The sequence below is a fragment of the Chryseobacterium sp. BGA-UO-ETr-SB22 genome (assembly GCF_059567885.1).
The window spans coordinates 213,492-233,594 of record NZ_JCAQOV010000001.1; the positions used below are offsets into that span (position 1 = coordinate 213,492).

The following is a 20,103-nucleotide window of genomic DNA, read 5'->3' on the forward strand; positions in this document are numbered from 1 at the left end:
TAAATTTTTGATTATTGATTTAATGTTAATCTTCTACAGCTCTTCAATTTCCTTTCTGTAGACTTTGTTAAAATGATGAGTGTAGACATCTTTCATGGTCTTCCCTTCGTCATACGTTTGTAAGGCTAACATTTTTAAATCTAAATAATCTTTGTTTCTGATCTTAGAAACTTTACTCTTAAAGTATATGTTCTCGGCAAAGTTGTATTCTTTGCTTTGTTTTTCAAAATTTTCCAGAGCTTTGTCATATCTGCCCAGTTCGAAATACGTAACTCCCAACTGGTAATGATCAAACATTCCCTTCACATAACCTCTGGCTGCCAGAAGGCTTTCTATAATCCCTGCTGCTTTTTCTTTCTGTCCTAATGCGCTGTAAGACATTGCTCTTACCACGTCAAGATTATAATCTCCGTTCTGAGATCTTCCCAGGTCTCCGGGATAATATTTTTTTAACCCTTCTAAATCCAGAATGGCTCCTTTGTAGTCTCTTAAAAACTGAAACTTCGTCCAGCCTCTGTAGCCAAGGTGCATTTGAGGATCTAAAGCAACTGCTTTATCAATTAAAATTTTCCAGGTTACAAAATCTCCGTTCTTAAGATAGGGAACGGCCTTTTCCATATAAGCACGGGAGAAGTCGGGACACAGTTCAATCGCTTTATCAAAGCCTTTCTGAGATTCCGCATATCCTTGTAAATCTGAAGCCCAGTTGTATAACTCGCACGCTTTTTTGCAGTTCTCACCCTCTACTGCATTACAGTTGACCTGTGCAATAGTATTGGTGTAAACTATAAGTAACAAAAAGCTAAGGTAATACCTCTGAAACTTTTCCATTTTCAATTTTATAGGTTAAATACTGATAATAATCTACTTTTAAACCTTTTATCTCTTTCGGCATCCAGCCATCGAGTGATTTTGTAAACTGAAGCAGCTTATTTTCCAATTCTTCATCCAGAACAGTTTCTTTCAGATCCGGGCTCATATGCTGTAACCTGAACAGTCCTGTCTTTCCTTCACAATTTACTAAAAATCTTACGGTAATATAACCGTTGATTTTCTTTTCAGAATATATATTTTCTTTTTTAAGTTTTTCTGTGATCGCAATCTTTTCTCCTTTATAGCTATATTCCTTTGTACCTTGATAGTACTGAAAGCTGAAATGTCCCCATTTTTCTGAACCACACTTTTTAAAATCAGCATCATCCAGTTTTTTATCAAACTCGATATCTCCTACAGTACCGGGATATTTTTTTACATTTTTTTCTGTCTGACAGGATGCCAGAGCAAACGAAAACATAGCAAAAAGATAAACTGCTTTGATCAAAACTTACTGTTATTCCACTGTTCTCCCTAAAAGTGTGCCTTGTGTATTGTCATAAGCAAAAACGTTCACAATGTCACCTATTTTCTGTCCTTCAAGTTGATCGAAGACACATACTGCGTTCTGAGAGTTTCTTCCTTTCCATTGGTTTTTGTTCTTCCTGGAAATTCCTTCAATCAGAATCTGGTGTATTCTTCCTACATAAGACTTCATTCTTTGGTTTGAAAGCTCGCCCTGAAGTTTAATAACCTCAGCAAGACGTCTCTGCTTCACATCGGCAGGAATATTGTCTTCCATTTTCTTGTGAGCCGGAGTTCCTGGTCTTTCTGAATAGGCAAACATATAACCATAGTCATATTCAACCTCTCGCATCAGGCTTAAGGTATCCTGGTGATCTTCTTCTGTTTCATTACAGAATCCAACGATCATATCCTGAGAAAAAGATACTTCAGGAACAATTTCCTTTGCTTTTTTAATCAGATCGAGATATTGTTCACGGGTATGTTGTCTGTTCATTGCTTCAAGCATATTATTGCTTCCGCTTTGTACAGGAAGATGTACATAGTTACAAATGTTATCATGTTTTGCCATCATTCTGAAAACATCCAGATTCATATCCTGAGGATTTGAAGTGGAAAATCTGATTCTCAATTCAGGGACTGCTTTAGCCACCAAGTCAAGAAGCTGGGCAAAGGTAACAGCTGTTGCTTTCTGCATTTCAGAAGCTTTGGCGAAATCTTTTTTAGGACCACCTCCGTACCACAGGTAAGAGTCTACGTTCTGTCCCAAAAGAGTAATTTCTTTATATCCGTTATTGGCAAGGTCTTTACATTCTTCTATAATAGAATGTGGATCACGGCTTCTTTCTCGTCCTCTGGTAAAAGGGACTACGCAGAATGTACACATATTATCACAACCTCTGGTGATTGTAACAAAAGCTGTAACTCCGTTTCCGCCTAGACGAACGGGATTGATATCTGCATATGTTTCTTCTTTGGAAAGGATCACGTTAATGGCATCTCTCCCATCGTCAGTTTCTTTTAAAAGATTGGGCAAGTCTCTATAGGCATCAGGACCTACAACAAGATCAACCAGTTGTTCTTCTTCTAAGAATTTGGTTTTCAGCCTTTCTGCCATACATCCCAGAACACCAACCGTCATATTCGGTCTTTCTTTTTTTAGATTTTTGAACTGGGCAAGACGCATTCTTACAGTCTGCTCTGCTTTTTCGCGAATGGAGCAAGTATTTAGAAGAATAAGGTCTGCTTCTTCCACCTTCATTGTTGTATTGTATCCTTGTTCATTAAGAATGGATGCAACAATCTCAGAATCAGAAAAATTCATCTGACAACCGTAGCTTTCTAAAAACAATTTTTTAGAATTTTCCGGTTTTTCAGCAACGGCAAAAGCTTCACCCTGTTTCGTTTCGTCTATATATTTTTCCTGCACGATAATCAATTTAAGGTTCGCAATTTTAAATTACGAACAAATAAGTTTGCAAAGATACAAAATATTGTGACAGAATGTCAGCGCTATTATTTTAACAAAATCATAAAGTTACACGCATCGCGAAACTGGATGCTACCGGAAGGCCGCGGAAAGATTCTGGCTGCCACTTTTCAGTAATCTGTCCTATAGCTTTCATCATCTTATATTTAATATCCTCCTGTAAATCATCAGGTTGTATTCTAACATCATGTAAAACACCTTCCTGATTAACTTTAAATCGTATTTCAACTGTTACACCATCAGCATTTTTGATGTTCTGGCTTTTCAGATTAGTGATCAGACGATTTCTGAATCCTCCCATTCCTCCAGGAAATTCAGCATATTTTTGCAAACCCTGCGTGGTATAATTTTCTTTAAAGTTGTCAAAATAATCGATCGGATAGAACATGATGGAAACATATTTCTATACATCCGCACCTTTTTTCCATTTTTTTAGTTTATTTATTTCATCGAGAGCCTTTACAAATACTGTGGTAGGGCAATTATCAGAAAGAGTTTGATTAATAATTTTAGCCTGTCCCTTTTCTATTTCAAGTTCAGCCAGAAACATTTCGGACATTCTATTATTACAACGTCCTGAATGATTTTCAATCAGAACCTTATTCAAATCTTTATAAAACTGTACAGCACCTCCTTTATAAGGATTCACATCTCCCTGAAGAAGATCAAATGTCTGGGCTTTTCCTACAGCAAAAAACAAAATCAGACCCAGTACCTGTAGAATTTTTCTAATCATGATCATAGGTATTATTATCAAACCTGATTTTCATTATCAACTTAGAATCAACCGGAACTCCATTTTTGGTAGCTGGCTTCCATTTTCCTTTTACTTTTTTAGCAGCATACTTCATATCATCGATAAAAGTTTCACTGTTTTTGAACTTAGGAAGAATATCCACTTTATCAATTTTACCTTTCGGGTCAATATTAAAAATGAAGGTCACTTCTCCTTTGATCGCATATAAAGCCACATCAATATAGGCATACACCATATTCAGAAATTCTTTTCTAAAGGCATCTTCACCTCCCGGGAATTCTGCTTTTTTGAAATCGTCTCCAGGCTGTAGTTGAATTTGAGCTGTTGTTTCTTGTGAAAAACCTTTAAAACTTAAAAGTAAAAAAGGTAAAACCATAAGGTATTTTTTCATTTATTGGGTATTAGTCTATATCTGTTGATATTGAAGAGAAGTTCATTTTAACTTTAATCTGTGAAGCTACAGGCTGTCCGTTGCAAGATGCTGGCATCCAGTTTTTCTTTATTCTTCTCACGACATACTGCATATCATCAAAAAAAACCTGGCTGTTCTGAACTTTAGGCATTCCTTTCACATCCACAACTTTTCCTTTAACATCAAGCACTAAGGTAAATGTAAAGTCTCCTGTCAGCGCATAGAAATCTGAATTCAGATAAGCATACATATATTTGTTCAGAATATCTTTGTAAGCTGCTACTCCACCTTCATATGCTGCTGGTTTAAAATCATTACATTTCACGGCAACCTGCATAAAAGGCTCTTTAATATCTATTTTTAAAATATTTTTATTACTATCTCTTATGAAAGAATCATCCCGCTCTTCCTGATCCTGTGCAAATGAAAAATTCGCTGCACATAAAGCCAAAAATAAAAATAGAGTTTTCATGATTTTGTTTCCTAATAATAAACAAAGATAAATATTTAGCTCATTTATAATAAAGAAAAACTTCACACAAAGCATGAAGTTTTACCTATAGATTCTGAATCTCAGATAGTTTTCCAATTATTTCTTTTGATCCTATAACATTCCTTTGATATGCTTATAATTACTCTTCACCGTTTCAAAAACCTCATCCATTTTACCACCAAGCATCAGCTGAGCCATGGATTTGGTCATTCCCATGATCTGATCAAATTCAATTTTAGGAGGAAGAGCAAGTGCATTGGGATTGGTAAAGATGTTCAGAAGATAAGGGCCATTATGATCTAAACATTCTTTGATCGCACTTTCCACCTCTTCGGGAAGATGTACATTCTTACCTGGATATCCCATTGCATGAGCTACCATAGCAAAGTCGGGATTAATCATATCAGTTTCATTATCCGGCATTCCACCAACTTCCATTTCCAGTTTTACCATTCCAAGGGTTCTGTTGTTGAAAACGATGAGCTTTACTGGTAATTTATACTGAAAAATAGTTGCCATATCTCCAAGCAGCATAGATAACCCACCGTCGCCACACATTGCAATAACCTCCTTTTCTGGATGGGCTAAAGCAGCTCCAATCGCCATCGGCATAGCATTGGCCATTGAGCCATGATTAAAAGAACCAAGCATCTTTCTTTCACCTGTTCCTGTAATAAACCGGGCTCCCCATACACAGCACATTCCGGTGTCAACAGTAAAAATAGCATCTTTTTTAGCAAGCCTATCTAAAGTATGAGCAACATATTCCGGCTGGATAGCATTCTCTTTTCCAAAATCTTTTACATATTCCAACTGATTTTCTTTTACTTTATCATAAAACGCCAGCTGCTCATTCAGAAAGTGAACATCCGTTTTTTCTTCCAATAAAGGCAGTAGTGCTTTTATTGTTTCTTTGATATCCCCTGCAAGACCTAATTCCAGTTTTGCTCTTCTTCCCAATCTTTCCGGACTTTCATCTATCTGTACAATTTTATTTTTTACCGGCATAAATTTCTGGTATGGAAAATCGGTTCCTAACAGAAGAACCAGGTCTGCTTCGTGCATTGCATGATACGCCGAAGGAAACCCCAGTAATCCTGTAAGCCCCACTTCATTAGGATTATTAGGCTGAATCGCCATTTTGCCCCGGAATGAATATCCTACGGGTGCTTTTAAGAATTTAGACAGTTCTATAACTTCTGCACTTGCCTCCCCTGCGCCAACTCCGCAGTATAAAGTTACTTTCTTGCTGTTATTCACTAATGCTGCCAATTGCTTTAATTCATCATCTGAAGGTCTTATAACAGGATTGGTTTTAAAGATTTGGGTAGAAGTAGATCCTTCCTCTGCATCCAGTTCGGAAACATCTCCGGGAAGACCTATCACAGCAACTCCTTTTTTCGAAATTGCATGTTGAATGGCAGTCTGAATGGTTCTCTGCACCTGTTCCGGGCGTGTAATCATTTGATTATAATGACTGCAGTCATCAAACAGTTTTATTGTATTGGTCTCCTGAAAGTAATCCATTCCCATTTCGTCACTGGGAATTGTGGAAGCAATCACCAACATCGGAACATGGGATCTGTGTGCTTCATATACTCCATTGATGAGATGAACGTGTCCCGGGCCGCAACTTCCTGCACATACCGCCAGGCCATCCAGTTCCGCCTCTGCAGCAGCAGCATAAGCTCCTACTTCTTCGTGCCTTACATGAATCCACTGGATGCTGCTTTTTTTGACTGCAATATTCAGATGGTTGAGACTGTCTCCGGTTACTGCATAAATTCTTTTCACATTGGCATTTTCGAGCATTTCAACAATCTGCTCTGCAATATTTTTTGCCATAATTACTATGTTTTGGTATTATTTCTTGGTGAACAATAGGATCTGAAATGAATATTAACAACCCTATATCTATCAAATTTAGCTAATAAAGTTGGAACCTCCACCCAGTTTCAATGTTAAAACTTTGTAATTTAATTTTGATCTTTTTACTACTTAAACCTCATAGATTTTGAAAACCATGAGGCTTAGTACATCAACAAAAGCCAACATATTAATTTTAAAACAAAACAAAAACAGCCACCCAAAAAGGTGGCTGTTCATATATTATCTCTCGAGTTTACATCACTATTTCGATCTGATTTCTCAATAGATCTTCAAACTCATCTCTTTTACGGATCAGGTGAGCTTTTCCATCCAGGAATAATACCTCTGCAGGTTTCAATCTTGAGTTGAAGTTTGAACTCATTTCAAAACCATAAGCTCCTGCATTATGGAAAGCAAGGACATCTCCTTCTCTTACTTCGTTCAGTTTTCTATCCCAAGCAAAAGTATCGGTCTCACAGATATTTCCTACTACGGTATAAATTCTTTCTGCACCTTTTGGATTGGATAAGTTTTCAATCATGTGGTAAGAATCATAGAACATAGGACGAATAAGGTGGTTGAATCCTGAATTTACTCCCACAAAAACGGTAGCCGTTGTCTGCTTGATTACATTAGCTTTAACCAATAAATATCCGCTTTTCCCCACTAAGAATTTCCCTGGTTCAAACCATAATTCGAACTTCTTCCCAGTATTTTTTGAAAACTCAGAAATTACTTTTTCTACTTTTTTCCCTAATGTCTTAACATCAGTTTCTTCTTCACTGTCCTGGTAAGGGATTTTGAATCCACTTCCCATATCCAGATATTTCAGGTTCGGAAAATGCTCAGAAAGCTCCAACATGATATCCAAAGCCTGCAGGAATACATCCGGGTCTTTGATCTCACTTCCTGTATGCATATGAAGCCCTTCCACATTCAGATTTGTACTCTTCATTACTCTTTCGATGTGACGAACCTGGTGAATAGAAATACCGAATTTACTGTCGATATGCCCCGTTGAAATTTTATAATTCCCTCCGGCAAAAATATGTGGGTTGATTCTTACTAAAATAGGATATGTATTTCCGTATTTGTTCCCGAATTGCTCAAGAATAGAAATGTTATCAATGTTAATATGAACACCAAAAGTCATTGCTTCCTCTATTTCAGCCAAGTCAACACAATTTGGAGTAAAGAGTATTTTCTCTTTCGGAAATCCGGCCTTTAATCCAAGTTTAACTTCATTAATAGATACACAATCCAAAGAAGCACCCAGGTTCTTGACATACTTAAGGATATTGATGTTTGTCAACGCCTTCGCTGCATAGAAGAACTTTGTATGTTTTAAAAAAGAAGATGTAAGTTTTTCGTATTGAACTTTGATGGACTCTGCATCATAAACGTACACCGGTGTGCCAAACTCATTGGCAATCTTTAGTAATTCTTTTGAATTCATAATTTCATTTTAACATAAAAAAAGACAGATCCTTCGAAAAAGAGTCTGCCAAATTGATTATTTTTTATGCAAGACAACTCTTTTAAATATTCCAAACCTTAGAGAACTTTACAGTTCCCTTTTTTCCAGTTTTTATTTGTTTAAAATTTTGCATTGCTACTATTTATTTTTTGCAAAAATACTATTTATTTTTTATTTTACGAAAATTGATTTGAAAAGCACCTCCTTCCCAATAAAAACGGGCAAAGGTTAAAATTCTCTATCATTTCGGCAATGGCAGCGTCTCAAAGTCACCCCGAAGCAGTGCCAGCTGCAATTCATTATTTAAATCTGTAGAAGATAACGGAAGATCAATTTTCAATTTAGCCAGCTTACTTAAGGTCTGAATCTGCGTAAACAGCTCATAAAAACCAAATGAAATCACTTTTCCGTTTTCGATGATTAAAAATAATTTTTCACCCAATTTTCTTCCCGGTCCCAGCCACAGTTCATTTCTTTTTCTGAACTCTATTTTCTGTTTCAGCACGTCATAATCATTAAACTCTTCCTGAGAACCAATAAACTGAACCGCTTTTGTCCCCTGGGTAAATGATCTGAATTTCAAGCCGGGTTTTTCTGTCTTATTGAGTGTATTTTTTTCAACAACATATTTATTATTCCTGAAATAAAGCCCGAAAGGCAGCACTTCCTTCTTTTTAATATTTTTTGAATTCAGAATCAGCTTTGCAATAATATCTGTTCCTGTAAGTTCAAAATTAATCTGTCCAACCCCATTTTGAACCTTCTCCCATTTCTTTGATTTGGAATTGAAAACTTTTTTTGAAAATTTGTTGATATCCTGTACATAGTCAGAGAAAATAATACGCCCTGCTTCATCCTGAAAATAGACAAAGCCTTTATCATTAGGAAGATCCTGAGTAAGCTCTTTGATCTTATTGATATAGGTTTTTGCGTTAGATTCTTCATGCTGTTTCTGAATAATTTCATTTTCTATATCTTTAGAAACCAGGAGTTTAAAAAGCTCCAATGTAGCTCTTGCATCACCTTCAGCTCTATGATGATTAGTCAAAGGAATTCCCAATGATTTCACGAGTTTTCCCAATGAATAACTTACCTCATCAGGAATCAGTTTCTTAGCTAAAGGAATGGTATCTAAGGTATTGGTTTTGAAGTCATAACCCAACCTTTTAAATGACTGGCGAAGCATTCTGTAATCAAAATCTATATTATGACCCACCAACGTTGTATTTTGGGTAATTTCAATGACTCTTTTAGCAATTTCGTGAAATTTCGGAGCCGTTTTAACCATTTTTGGGGTAATACTGGTCAATTTCTGTACAAAAGGGGTAATATCTCCTTCAGGGTTGACAAGGGATATAAACTGGTCCGTAATTTTCTGACCATCATATCTGTAGATGGCAATATCTATAATGCATTCATTTCTATAACCTGCACCATTACTTTCTATGTCTATAATTGAATACATTTTAATGTGTGTTAACTGCTGTTTTATAATTCATATTTAAAACCTCTGTTTTATTCCCCAATAAAATCAGGTTTCATTTCTCACTGTTAAGTAAAGATAGCCTGCTAAAATAACAAAAAATATGTCAAAACCCAGCAGATCATCCCTTATTATACCTCAAAATTATCTTCTTCTGCCTCCCAGACCAAACATCCCAAGAATCGCTTTTGCTCCTTCTCTCATTAATGTATTGGTAAAAGTACGGCCGGCTTTACTCTGTAATACCTGTTCAAACATTCCCGGTTCTTCTTTTACCGGTCTTGTCTTTTGTGCAGGAGTTGGATTTTGTGCTGCCTGCTCCATTCTGTTGGTTAGCATTTCGTAAGCAGACTCTCTGTCAACTGCCTCTTCATATTTGGCAACAAGTGCTGACTTACCGGTTAGCTCAGAGATTTCCGCTTCACTCAGAACATCCATTCTTGATTCCGGAGAGATCAGATAGGTATGTACCAATGGTGTAGGTATTCCTTTTTCATCCAAAGCTGTGACAAAAGCTTCTCCAATTCCTAAATTCTGAATCAGGCTGGAAGCATTGTAATATTCTGTGGTAGGATAATTTTCAACAGCTTTAGTAATTTCTTTTTTATCTTTTGCCGTAAAGCCTCTCAATGCATGCTGAATCTTTAATCCTAATTGAGAAAGTACATTTTCAGGAACATCACCTGGAATCTGGGTAATAAAATAGATTCCTACTCCTTTGGAACGAATCAGTTTTACCATTGTTTCAATCTGTGAAAGAAGCGCTTTGGATGCTTCATCAAAAATCAGGTGAGCTTCATCTATAAATAATACCAGTTTTGGTTTACCGCTGTCTCCTTCTTCCGGAAACGTCATATAAATTTCTGCAAAAAGCGATAGCATAAACGTGGAAAAAAGCTGCGGCTTATTCTGAATATCTGCTACTCTTAAGATATTGACCACTCCTTTTCCGTCTCTTGTCTCCAATAAATCCTGAACATCAAAACTTAATTCGCCAAAGAAATCCGCAGCTCCCTGCTGTTCTAGAGCAACAATAGATCTTAAAATTGTCCCAAGAGATGCTGGCGCAATGGATCCGTAATTCGCGGCAAGCTCAGCTTTTCCTTGTGCATTATCCGTTACATACTGCAGTACTTTCTTCAAATCATTAAGATCAATCAATGGAAGTCCTTTATCATCACAGTATTTGAAAACAATAGACATGATACTTTGCTGAGTATCGTTAAGTTCAAGGATTTTACTTAGTAAAACGGGCCCGAATTCTGTAACAGTAGCTCTTAACTTCACACCTTCTCCACCGGAAATACTCATCAGCTCTACCGGAAAGCTCTGTGGATTATAAGGAAGCTGTGTTTTGGCATATCTTTCTTCAATGACAGGACTCATCTGGCCTGCTTCTGCAATCCCGGAAAAATCTCCTTTAATATCAAGAACCAAAGATGGAATTCCTGCGTGGGAAAGCTGTTCTGCAAACACCTGCAATGTCTTTGTTTTACCGGTACCCGTGGCTCCGGCAATAAGACCATGACGGTTAATCGTTTTCAGGGGAATTGTTACATTTACTTCTGTAACGACTTCTCCATCCAACATTCCTTTTCCTAATATAATATGTTCTCCTTTTGGAGTATATCTCGTATTCAGTTCTTCAATAAATTGTGTTTTGTCTGCCATCTGATCGCTTTTTTTAACTTATAAATATAAAATTTTTGGAGGATAAATAAAGATATTTTCTGATGAACTTATCTTTATTTCTTTGGAAAATAAATTTTCATCTTCATAAACAAATTTCAAACCATGTGTATTAAATCCCCTACTAATATATGATTTCTACAGAGGACATGATAAAAAACAGCATTTGTAGATTCATAGTATGTAAGGCATTCTTTTTGCTGAAAAACACAATAGATTAAACATCCGTTTAACAAAGTATTGAAAGAAACTATCAATGGGATTTAACATTTCATTTAGAATTTATCTAATACTTTGTATCTTTAACTCATTAAAAAAAGACCCCAATGAAAATTGAACAAATATATACGGGCTGTCTGGCTCAGGGTGCCTATTATATTGTATCAGAGAATGAAGCAGTCATTATAGATCCTTTAAGAGAAGTAAAACCTTACCTGGATCGTCTGGAAAAAGACAATGTCACTTTAAAATATATTTTTGAAACTCACTTCCATGCTGATTTTGTATCAGGACATTTGGATTTAAGCAAGAAAACAGGTGCTCCGATTGTATACGGACCTACTGCTGCTCCTGAATTTGAAGCAATTATTGCTGAAGACAATCAGATTTTTGAGATCGGAAAAGTAAAAATAAAGGTAATGCACACTCCGGGACATACGATGGAAAGCAGTACTTACCTTTTAATAGATGAAAATGGTGTTGAAACAGCAATTTTCACGGGTGACACCTTATTTTTAGGAGATGTCGGAAGACCAGATCTTGCACAGAAAGCAACTAATCTTACACAGGAAGACCTTGCAGGAATTCTGTATGACAGCCTTCAGAACAAGATCATGCCTTTGGATGACAGCATCACTGTTTATCCTGCTCACGGTGCAGGTTCTGCTTGTGGAAAAAATATGCAGAAGGAAACGGTAGACATTTTAGGAAACCAAAAGAAAACGAACTACGCGCTTAATCAACCCGATAAAGCCTCTTTCATCAGAGAGGTTCTTGATGGTTTAATGGCACCGCCGAAATATTTCGGAATGAATGTCGCATTAAACAAAGGTGGATATGAAAGTCTGGATGTCGTAATGGACAAAGGGCTGCAACCTGTAGCACCGGAAGATTTTGAAGCACTGGCTGAAGAAACCGGAGCATTAATTTTAGATACAAGAGGAGCTGCGGATTTCCATAAAGGATTTGTTCCCAACTCTATCAATATAGGATTGAAAGGTGATTTTGCCCCATGGGTAGGAAACCTTATCGTGGATGTAAAGCATCCTTTATTACTGATAACAGATGAAGGAACTGAGGAGGAAGTCATTACAAGACTAAGCAGAGTAGGTTTTGATAATGTAATGGGTTATCTGGAAGGAAGTTTTGAAGGCTGGAAAAATGCAGGTAAGGAAACCGATGAGATCAAAAGAATTACCCCAGCTGAGTTTGCTGAACAGTTTACAGAAGATGCAAAAGTAATTGACGTAAGAAAACTGACTGAATATTCTGCCGAGCACATTGACAATGCTTACAATAAGCCATTAGACGCCATCAGTGACTGGGCACGCACAATGGATGATTCTGAACATTTCTTCCTTCACTGTGCAGGCGGATACAGAAGCATGATCGCAGCAAGCATTCTTAACTCACACGGAATCAGAAATTTCACTGAAATAGAAGGAGGCTTTAACGGCATCAAAAAGACGGAAAAATTTCCAACTACGGATTTTGTATGCCAATCCAAAACATCATAAGGTCATGAAGATTCAATTTTTCGGACTTGTTTTAGCAATAACTTTTACGCTAAGTGCCTGTAAAACAAACCATACATCTGCCATACCCCAAGCTAACATCAAAGAAGTAGTCAACAGCTCTGATGTAACGTTGGTAGATGTCAGAATTCCGGAACAGTATGCGGCGGAAACGGCAAAAAATGCCATTAATATTCCGTTGGCAGAGATTCAGAATAATATAGAAACCCTGAAGGGTAAAAAAGTTGTTGTTTTCTGCAATAAAGGAGTTCAGGCAGATCAGGCGATGGAAATTCTGAAGAAAAATGGAGTGGAAGCCTATGATGGTACAAGTTGGAAGAATGTAAAGGCTATTCAGGACAAAACAACCAAAAAGACAAACTAATAAAAACCAAACTATGTCACAAAAATTTCAGGAAATCATTGATTCCGAAAGACCTGTACTGATCGACTTTTTCGCAACATGGTGCCAGCCCTGTAAAGTACAGTCTTCAGTATTGAATACCGTAAAAGAAAATATTGGCGAAGAAGCCAGAATCATCAAGGTAGATGTAGATCAATATCCCGCATTAGCCGCTCAATATGGAGTGCGTGGAGTTCCTACACTGGCGATTTTCAAAAAAGGAGAAATGCTTTGGAAAGAAAGTGGTGTGCATGATGTGAATACACTAACGAACCTTCTGCAGCAATATGTTTAGATAAAAAAATAAAGGCTGAAATTCAAATGAATTTCAGCCTTTATTTTTATTTATAATTGAATAGAGAAACTGTCCCGGTCATTCAAAAACTGGAAGTGATTTCTAAAATCTTTCAATTCATCCATATTGAGTTCTGCTGATACAAGATTTTCTTGTTTTTCAGAAATTTCTTTTCCATCTGCAAAGAAGCAATGAGAACTTTCCTGATAAAAAAGATTATTCCCATCGGTACCAATCCTGTTTAAGCCAAATACAAAAGATAAATTTTCAATAGCCCGGGCTTTTAACAAATGTTCCCATGCTCCTACCCTTTTCTCAGGCCAGTTGGCCACATATAAAATAGCATCATAATCATCATTATTTCTTGCAAAAACAGGAAAACGGAGATCATAGCAGACCTGAAGCAGAAATCGTATTCCTTTATACTCAACAATCACCCTATCTTTTCCAGGTGTATAGACTTTATCTTCTCCCGAAAAGGAGAACAAATGCCGTTTATCATAAAAAGAAAATTCACCATCCGGCTTTACAAAATACATTCTGTTGTAAAAACTTCCGTTTTGTTCTACAGGAGCACTTCCGCAAAAGGCAGCATTTTTATCTTTTGAGATTTTTTTCAAAAACTCCAGTGATTCATTATTTCTATCAGAAACTTCAGAAGCGTCCATACAGAAGCCTGTTGAAAACATTTCAGGAAGTAGAAACAGATCTGCTTCTAGATTCTGAAGCTCATTTTCTATGAGTTTAAAATTTTCAGCTTTATTTTTCCAGATGATATCTAAATTAAGCCCTACAACTTTCATCTTTTATTCTTTTTAAATTATTTCAAATCTGAAGTATAAAAATACGCCTTTTATTATTACAAAAAGAAACACTCAGGAGAATTCAACTGCAGAAAAACAGAGTCTTCACCTCCAATCCCAAACGATATTTCATAATAATTTATTAAAGTCTTTCATTTTTATAATACAGACTCTCTTTCGGTTTCATTTTTGATAGAGATATTTTTTTATTACTATCCTTAAAATTTAAAATTTATGAAGAAATTGTTTTTTATGGTGACGATCTTCTTTTTTGGGGCTATGGCTAATGCTCAGGCCTGGACAGGAAAGGGAGATCAGAAAGTACAACTGGGGCTGAGTGCCTGGGGATATGGGACCGGAGTAACGGGAACTTACGACTATGGGCTCAACAAGCTTATTTCAGTAGGAGCCGGAATCAATGGCTATTTTGACAATTATAAAAACAACGATAAAGATAATCGTGTTTTTGTCTTCGGAAGACTGAACTTTCATTTACAGGAAGCACTGAACCTACCTTCAAAATGGGACATCTACCCCGGTGTAGACCTTGGAGTACTTGGAAAAGACTTCGGAATTGGCGCTCACATTGGAGCCCGTTATTTCTTCACAGAGAAAATAGGGGTATTTGCAGAAGTAGGTAATAATGGCAGTCTGGGAGTTTCTTTCAATTTATAATCAAATCGTCTTTAAATATGACAAAGCTTCTCGTTTCGGGGAGCTTTTTTATTTGGCATAGTTTTGATAATTGTTACCTTTGCAAATTAAAATCTAAAATTTATTAATGGAAATAGCAATCAAACTTTTTCAGTTCATTCTGAGCATCTCTATACTTGTGCTTCTTCATGAGCTTGGGCATTTTTTACCGGCAATATGGTTCAAGACCAGAGCAGAGAAGTTTTTCTTGTTTTTTGATCCTTACTTCTCCATATTCTCCATGAAGAAAATCAACGGAAAATGGCAGTATAAGTTTTTATCAAAGAACCTGCCGGATTCTGAAGTAATAGAGGTCAACGGGAAGAAGGAAGAAGTTCCTATCGATATATCAAAACTTCCGGATAATGACTGGAGAAAACACCCTGAACAAACCAAATACGGAATTGGATGGCTTCCTTTCGGAGGATATGTGAAAATTGCCGGAATGGTGGATGAAAGTATGGATACTGCCCAAATGAAAAAACCGGCAGAATCATGGGAATTCAGATCGAAACCGGCTTGGCAGAGACTTATCATTATGCTGGGAGGGGTTACTGTTAACTTTTTCCTTGCATGGTTAATTTACAGCTGTCTATCTTTCTTCAACGGAGAAATGTATACTGATATCACAAAATTTGACAATGGTATTGAGGCTACTTCAGCCGGAAAGAAAATGGGCTTCCAGAATGGTGACAAAATTATCAGCGTAGACGGGAAACCTGCAGAAAGACTTGAAAATACATCAATCAATATTCTTTTAGGAGACAATGTTACTGTAAACAGAAACGGACAGGAAGTTACTTTCCCGGTAAATGCTGACGGTGTGGCAGATGTTCTTAAACAGAGAGAAGCAAAACTATACATTACTCCAAGAGTTTCTATGGTTATTGATTCATTAGCTACTCCTTCTTCTCAGGCTTCTGGCTTGGTAAAAGGTGATAAAATTGTAGGAATCAACGGTCAAAAAGCGGCATTCTTTGATGAAGTAAGCACTCTTTTAAGTGAAAACAAAGGAAAAACAGTTTCTGTAGATGTTGAAAGAAACGGTGCTTTACAGACATTACCAGCAGTTTCTGTTGATAAAAACGGAAAACTGGGTATTGCAATTGATACAAAAAGTATTGCAAAATCTATTGTAACGAATAAAAAATATTCTTTTGGAGAGGCTATTCCAAGAGGATTTACAAGAACGATTGAAGCACTGACTACTCAGGTTAAACAGTTCAAGATCATGTTCAACTCTAAAGTTCAGGGGTATAAAAATGTAGGCGGTCCTATTGCGATTGTAAAGAATATGCCTATTGATAAAGATGCTGACGGAAGCTTTAAGATCAACTGGGTTGCTTTCTGGAGCTTTACTGCAATGTTCTCTATATGGCTGGCATTCCTTAATCTTATTCCTATTCCGGGACTTGATGGCGGACACGTTTTATTTACATTATATGAAATGATTGTAGGCAAACCGGTTCCTCAAAAAGTTTTGGAAAACGCACAGATGATTGGGGTTATCTTCCTGTTAGGCTTGATGTTACTAATCTTTGGAAGCGACATCTTCAAGGTAATTACAGGGAAACTATAATTTTTTTTAAAATTTCTCTTAAAAATATTTGTAGGGTATAAATATTCGTCCTATATTTGCACCACTTAAAACAAAGGACATTCCTCCTTAGCTCAGTTGGTTAGAGCATCTGACTGTTAATCAGAGGGTCGCTGGTTCGAGCCCAGCAGGAGGAGCAAAAAGACTTACAGAAATGTAAGTCTTTTTTTTGTGCTTTAATCTCAACAATGACCTTACAATCATTAAAAAGAGATATTTTGTTCTCAAAATTATCATTCCCCTCAGTATTTACGTGTAACGATTGCCTCAATAATCCGACTATTCTTTTAGAGTAATCCAGATTGAGAAAACCCTCAGCAAATGGACACTTAATAAATCAATATTATAGTATTGCATAAATACCCAATTATACCATGAAGAAAACTATTATTTCGTTATTAACAGCATTTTCTATTATAGGGATTTCAGCGCAGGAAAAGTCTTATTTTTTATCAAGTCCCTCATTGAGCCCTGATGGGAAAACGGCTTATTTCGCTTATGACGGTGATATCTGGAAAGTAAATTCCAATGGTGGAAATGCATCAAGGATTACAGCACTGGATGGAGAAGAAATCAATCCCCGCCTTTCTCCGGATGGGAAATGGCTTGCATTCAGTTCTAACCAATATGGAAATTATGATGTGTATGTGATGCCTGCTGAAGGAGGAATTATCAAGCAGTTAACCTTCCATACCGGAAGAGACGAAATGGAAAGCTGGTCATGGGATAGCAAAACCATCTATTTTACCTCTAACAGAAATAATAATTTCGGCAGTTTTAAAACAACGATTGAAGGAAAAACTCCACAAAAGCTATTCAACAATTACTTTAATAACACCAATGGTCTTGCAGAAACACCTGCTGGAGAATATCTTTTCACAAGCTCTTCCGAAAGCGCCCATCAGGTACAGCGTAAGCGCTATAAAGGAGAAAACAATCCTGATATTTTAGGATACAATCCCACAACCAATTCTTTCAAACAATACACCAATTATGAGGGGAAGGATTTTAACCCAAGCGTAGATAAAAACGGAATTATTTACTTTATTTCTGATGAAAATAACGGGGAATATAATCTTTATAAACTCGAAAACGGTAAGAAAACTTCTTTAACCCAATTTGATACTTCTATTAAAAAGCCTTCAGTTTCGGCAGATGGTTCCAAAGTAATTTTTGAAAAAGATTATCAGCTTTATATTTATGATACAGTATCCAAAGACTCAAAGCCTTTGAATGTAAGCCTGAACACCAACAAAACACTGGAAAAGGAACAAAACTTCAATGTAGAAAATAATATTTCCTATTATGATGTGTCTCCAGATGGTAAAAAAATGGCCTTTATAAGCCGTGGTGTTTTATTCGTATCAGATATTGAAGGAAAATTCGCCCAACAGGTTTCTGATGGTAAAGAACGTACTATGGAAGTAAAATGGCTTAAAGACAACCGTACTTTGCTTTATAGCCAGACCTACAATGGATACCAAAACTGGTTTACTATTCCTGCAGACGGAAAAGGCCAGCCAAAACAATTAACAGAAGATTTACGCAATAACCGCAATATAACACTTGACAGCGATCTTTCAAAAGCAGTCTACTTAAGTGGCCGGGATGAAGTAAGATTGTTGGATTTAAAAAGTTTCAAGTCTACAACGATCGTAAAAGACGAGATCTGGGCATTCCAAAACTCAAGACCCTCTTTTTCACCAAACAACGAATATGTCCTGTTCTCCGCAAAAAGAAACTTTGAGCTTGATATTTTAATCTATAATATCAAAAAAGGGCAGACCCTGAACCTCACCAATACCGGTGTTTCAGAAGAAGATCCTGTATGGTCGCCAAACGGCAAATACATTTATTTTGCCAGTGACAGAACCAGCCCTTCTTATCCTCTAGGAATGCAGAAATCTAATATTTACCGCATGGCACTGGACTGGTTTGATGAACCTTTTAAATCTGAAAAATTCGATAATCTTTTCACCGAAGAGAAAAAGGAAACAAAAACGACAGACGGCAAGGACAAAAAAGGCAAAAAAGAAGGAGACAAGGAGAAGGATAAAGAGAAAAAGGAAGAAAAAGAACCTGTTATTAAGGAACTTAAAGTAAATCCTGAGGATACTTTAGACAGAATTGAACTGGTGACTGACAGATATGGATATCAGGACGATCCCGCAGTTTTTACAGATGACAAGAAGGAAATACTGCTCTTTAATTCTAATCAGGATAACGGGAAAAGACAGCTGTTCAAAAAAGTATTTACTGATTTCGAGCCTGCCAAATCTGAAAAAGTTTTCGATAAAGCAGCCTATTATATCAATAAAAATGAAAAGAATCTATTTGCTCTGATAGAAGGTAATATTTACAAAACAACTGTAGCTGCTCTAAAACCTGAAAAAATAAGCATTCAGTATAGTTTTGATAAAGATTTAGCCTCCGAATTCACCCAGATGTATGCGGAAGCATGGACAGGTGTAGAGGAAAACTTTTACGATGAAAAATTCCATGGCATTAATTGGAAAGAAAAAAGGGAGCAATATGCTAAATACCTTCCGTATGTGCATAACAGAAATGATCTGCGAATTTTACTGAATGATCTTCTAGGGGAACTCAATTCTTCGCATACCGGATTTTCTTCAACCGGAAAAGAGGAAACAATGTTCCTTAACTATTTCACCAACGAAACAGGAATTATCTTCAAAAAAGACCAGCCTTACACGGTAGAAAGTATTGTAAGAAAATCTCCGGCTTTCCGTTCTGGGGTTGACATTAAACCCGGAGATCAGTTGATTTCTGTCAACGGAAAAAAAATTGAGCCTAACGAAAATAGTGAAACGTATTTCACAAGTCCTAAAAAACAGGATGAACTTGTTCTTAGCTTCAGCCGTGATGGTAAAAATATAACAACCAAAATACATCCGATTTCAAACGTTGAGTTAAAAGGGCTGCTTTACGACGATTGGATCTACAACAATCATCAGCATGTTGATAAGCTTAGCAACAACCGTATTGCTTATTCATGCATGAAAAACATGTCTACAGATGAGCTTGACCGTTTTCTTCTGGACATGGTAGAACAGGAAAACAGAAAAGATGCTGTTATTCTTGACCTGCGTTATAATACAGGCGGAAATGTTCATGACAAGGTATTAAATTTCCTTTCTCAGAAGCCTTATTTACAATGGAAATATCGTGAAGGAAAAATGACAACGCAACCGAACTTTGCCCCTTCCGGGAAACCTATTGTTCTGCTGATTAACGAAGGATCACTAAGTGATGCTGAAATGACTGCCGCTGGTTTTAAAGCTCTGAAATTGGGTAAAATTATTGGACAGGATACCTATCGATGGATCATTTTCACCTCCGCTAAGGGGTTAGTAGATGGTTCTTCTTACAGATTGCCTTCTTGGGGAACTTATACTTTGGACGGGCAAAATCTCGAAAAAACCGGTGTAAAACCTGACATTTATGTTAAAAACACCTTTATGGACCGACTTCAGAACAATGACCCTCAGCTGGAAAGAGCTGTTCAGGAAATACTGAAAGATTTGAAGAAATAAAAAATAAGACTTGCAGGA

18 protein-coding genes and 1 tRNA gene are annotated in these 20,103 nt (G+C 36.7%); 7 read left to right on the top strand and 12 right to left on the bottom strand.

Features of this window, described 5'->3' with window-relative positions; genetic code table 11:
* Window positions 1-33 precede the first annotated feature (33 nt).
* The 11 genes from AC57AW_RS00955 to AC57AW_RS01005 form a co-directional block, all read right to left on the bottom strand.
* Window positions 34-831, bottom strand: coding sequence for a tetratricopeptide repeat protein (locus tag AC57AW_RS00955; protein ID WP_496350498.1), 798 nt, complete (start codon window positions 829-831; stop codon window positions 34-36).
* Entirely contained in the window at window positions 803-1,321 is a 519-nt protein-coding gene (locus tag AC57AW_RS00960; RefSeq protein WP_496350499.1) for a hypothetical protein, read from the bottom strand. Before AC57AW_RS00960 ends, AC57AW_RS00955 begins: the two co-directional genes overlap by 29 nt.
* Window positions 1,322-1,330: 9 nt before the next feature.
* The gene (gene miaB / locus AC57AW_RS00965) at window positions 1,331-2,767 is read right to left on the bottom strand and encodes a tRNA (N6-isopentenyl adenosine(37)-C2)-methylthiotransferase MiaB (protein ID WP_496350500.1); all 1,437 of its coding nucleotides are present in this window, start codon (window positions 2,765-2,767) and stop codon (window positions 1,331-1,333) included.
* A gap of 100 nt (window positions 2,768-2,867) precedes the next feature.
* Window positions 2,868-3,215 carry a hypothetical protein gene (locus tag AC57AW_RS00970; RefSeq protein ID WP_496350501.1) on the bottom strand — a complete coding sequence of 116 codons (348 nt, stop codon included), beginning with the start codon at window positions 3,213-3,215 and terminating at the stop codon, window positions 2,868-2,870.
* Between the two features lie 15 nt (window positions 3,216-3,230).
* Complete coding sequence (locus AC57AW_RS00975) at window positions 3,231-3,563, bottom strand: hypothetical protein (RefSeq protein WP_496350502.1); 333 nt, start codon at window positions 3,561-3,563, stop codon at window positions 3,231-3,233.
* Window positions 3,556-3,975 (bottom strand): energy transducer TonB, encoded by a 420-nt coding sequence (locus AC57AW_RS00980; RefSeq protein WP_496350503.1) that lies wholly within the window; start codon window positions 3,973-3,975, stop codon window positions 3,556-3,558. The genes AC57AW_RS00975 and AC57AW_RS00980 overlap by 8 nt, the downstream gene beginning before the upstream one ends.
* Window positions 3,976-3,985: 10 nt before the next feature.
* The gene (locus AC57AW_RS00985) at window positions 3,986-4,468 is read right to left on the bottom strand and encodes a hypothetical protein (protein WP_496350504.1); all 483 of its coding nucleotides are present in this window, start codon (window positions 4,466-4,468) and stop codon (window positions 3,986-3,988) included.
* 132 nt (window positions 4,469-4,600) lie between these two features.
* On the bottom strand, window positions 4,601-6,334 hold the full coding sequence (locus AC57AW_RS00990; RefSeq protein WP_496350505.1) for a thiamine pyrophosphate-dependent enzyme: 1,734 nt from the start codon (window positions 6,332-6,334) through the stop codon (window positions 4,601-4,603).
* Window positions 6,335-6,611: 277 nt separating this feature from the next.
* Window positions 6,612-7,814, bottom strand: a complete 1,203-nt coding sequence (gene lysA / locus AC57AW_RS00995) for a diaminopimelate decarboxylase (protein WP_496350506.1) — start codon at window positions 7,812-7,814, stop codon at window positions 6,612-6,614.
* A gap of 262 nt (window positions 7,815-8,076) precedes the next feature.
* Window positions 8,077-9,300: a 3'-5' exonuclease gene (locus AC57AW_RS01000; protein ID WP_496350507.1), complete on the bottom strand. Its 1,224-nt coding sequence runs from the start codon at window positions 9,298-9,300 to the stop codon at window positions 8,077-8,079.
* 162 nt (window positions 9,301-9,462) lie between these two features.
* Window positions 9,463-10,989: a helicase HerA-like domain-containing protein gene (locus AC57AW_RS01005; RefSeq protein ID WP_496350508.1), complete on the bottom strand. Its 1,527-nt coding sequence runs from the start codon at window positions 10,987-10,989 to the stop codon at window positions 9,463-9,465.
* 344 nt (window positions 10,990-11,333) lie between these two features.
* On the opposite strand from AC57AW_RS01005, the gene AC57AW_RS01010 reads away from it, so the two are divergent.
* The 3 genes from AC57AW_RS01010 to AC57AW_RS01020 are packed head-to-tail and all read left to right on the top strand — an operon-like array spanning window position 11,334 to window position 13,438.
* Window positions 11,334-12,743 (top strand): MBL fold metallo-hydrolase, encoded by a 1,410-nt coding sequence (locus AC57AW_RS01010; protein WP_496350509.1) that lies wholly within the window; start codon window positions 11,334-11,336, stop codon window positions 12,741-12,743.
* A gap of 4 nt (window positions 12,744-12,747) precedes the next feature.
* On the top strand, window positions 12,748-13,125 hold the full coding sequence (locus AC57AW_RS01015) for a rhodanese-like domain-containing protein (RefSeq protein ID WP_496350510.1): 378 nt from the start codon (window positions 12,748-12,750) through the stop codon (window positions 13,123-13,125).
* A 13-nt stretch (window positions 13,126-13,138) separates the two neighbouring features.
* On the top strand, window positions 13,139-13,438 hold the full coding sequence (locus tag AC57AW_RS01020) for a thioredoxin family protein (protein WP_318848503.1): 300 nt from the start codon (window positions 13,139-13,141) through the stop codon (window positions 13,436-13,438).
* A 50-nt stretch (window positions 13,439-13,488) separates the two neighbouring features.
* On the opposite strand, the gene AC57AW_RS01025 is transcribed toward AC57AW_RS01020, so the two are convergent.
* Window positions 13,489-14,241 carry a nitrilase family protein gene (locus tag AC57AW_RS01025; protein ID WP_496350511.1) on the bottom strand — a complete coding sequence of 251 codons (753 nt, stop codon included), beginning with the start codon at window positions 14,239-14,241 and terminating at the stop codon, window positions 13,489-13,491.
* A 234-nt stretch (window positions 14,242-14,475) separates the two neighbouring features.
* On the opposite strand from AC57AW_RS01025, the gene AC57AW_RS01030 reads away from it, so the two are divergent.
* The 4 genes from AC57AW_RS01030 to AC57AW_RS01045 all read left to right on the top strand — a co-directional run bounded on the left by AC57AW_RS01030 (window position 14,476) and on the right by AC57AW_RS01045 (window position 20,085).
* Window positions 14,476-14,916, top strand: a complete 441-nt coding sequence (locus tag AC57AW_RS01030) for a DUF6646 family protein (protein ID WP_318848505.1) — start codon at window positions 14,476-14,478, stop codon at window positions 14,914-14,916.
* Window positions 14,917-15,022: 106 nt separating this feature from the next.
* A complete protein-coding gene (gene rseP, locus AC57AW_RS01035) occupies window positions 15,023-16,513 on the top strand; it encodes an RIP metalloprotease RseP (RefSeq protein ID WP_496350512.1) in 1,491 nt (496 codons plus the stop codon).
* An 81-nt stretch (window positions 16,514-16,594) separates the two neighbouring features.
* A tRNA-Asn gene (locus tag AC57AW_RS01040) sits at window positions 16,595-16,668 on the top strand.
* Between the two features lie 237 nt (window positions 16,669-16,905).
* A complete protein-coding gene (locus tag AC57AW_RS01045) occupies window positions 16,906-20,085 on the top strand; it encodes a S41 family peptidase (RefSeq protein ID WP_496350513.1) in 3,180 nt (1,059 codons plus the stop codon).
* The last annotated feature ends 18 nt before the right edge of the window (window positions 20,086-20,103 follow it).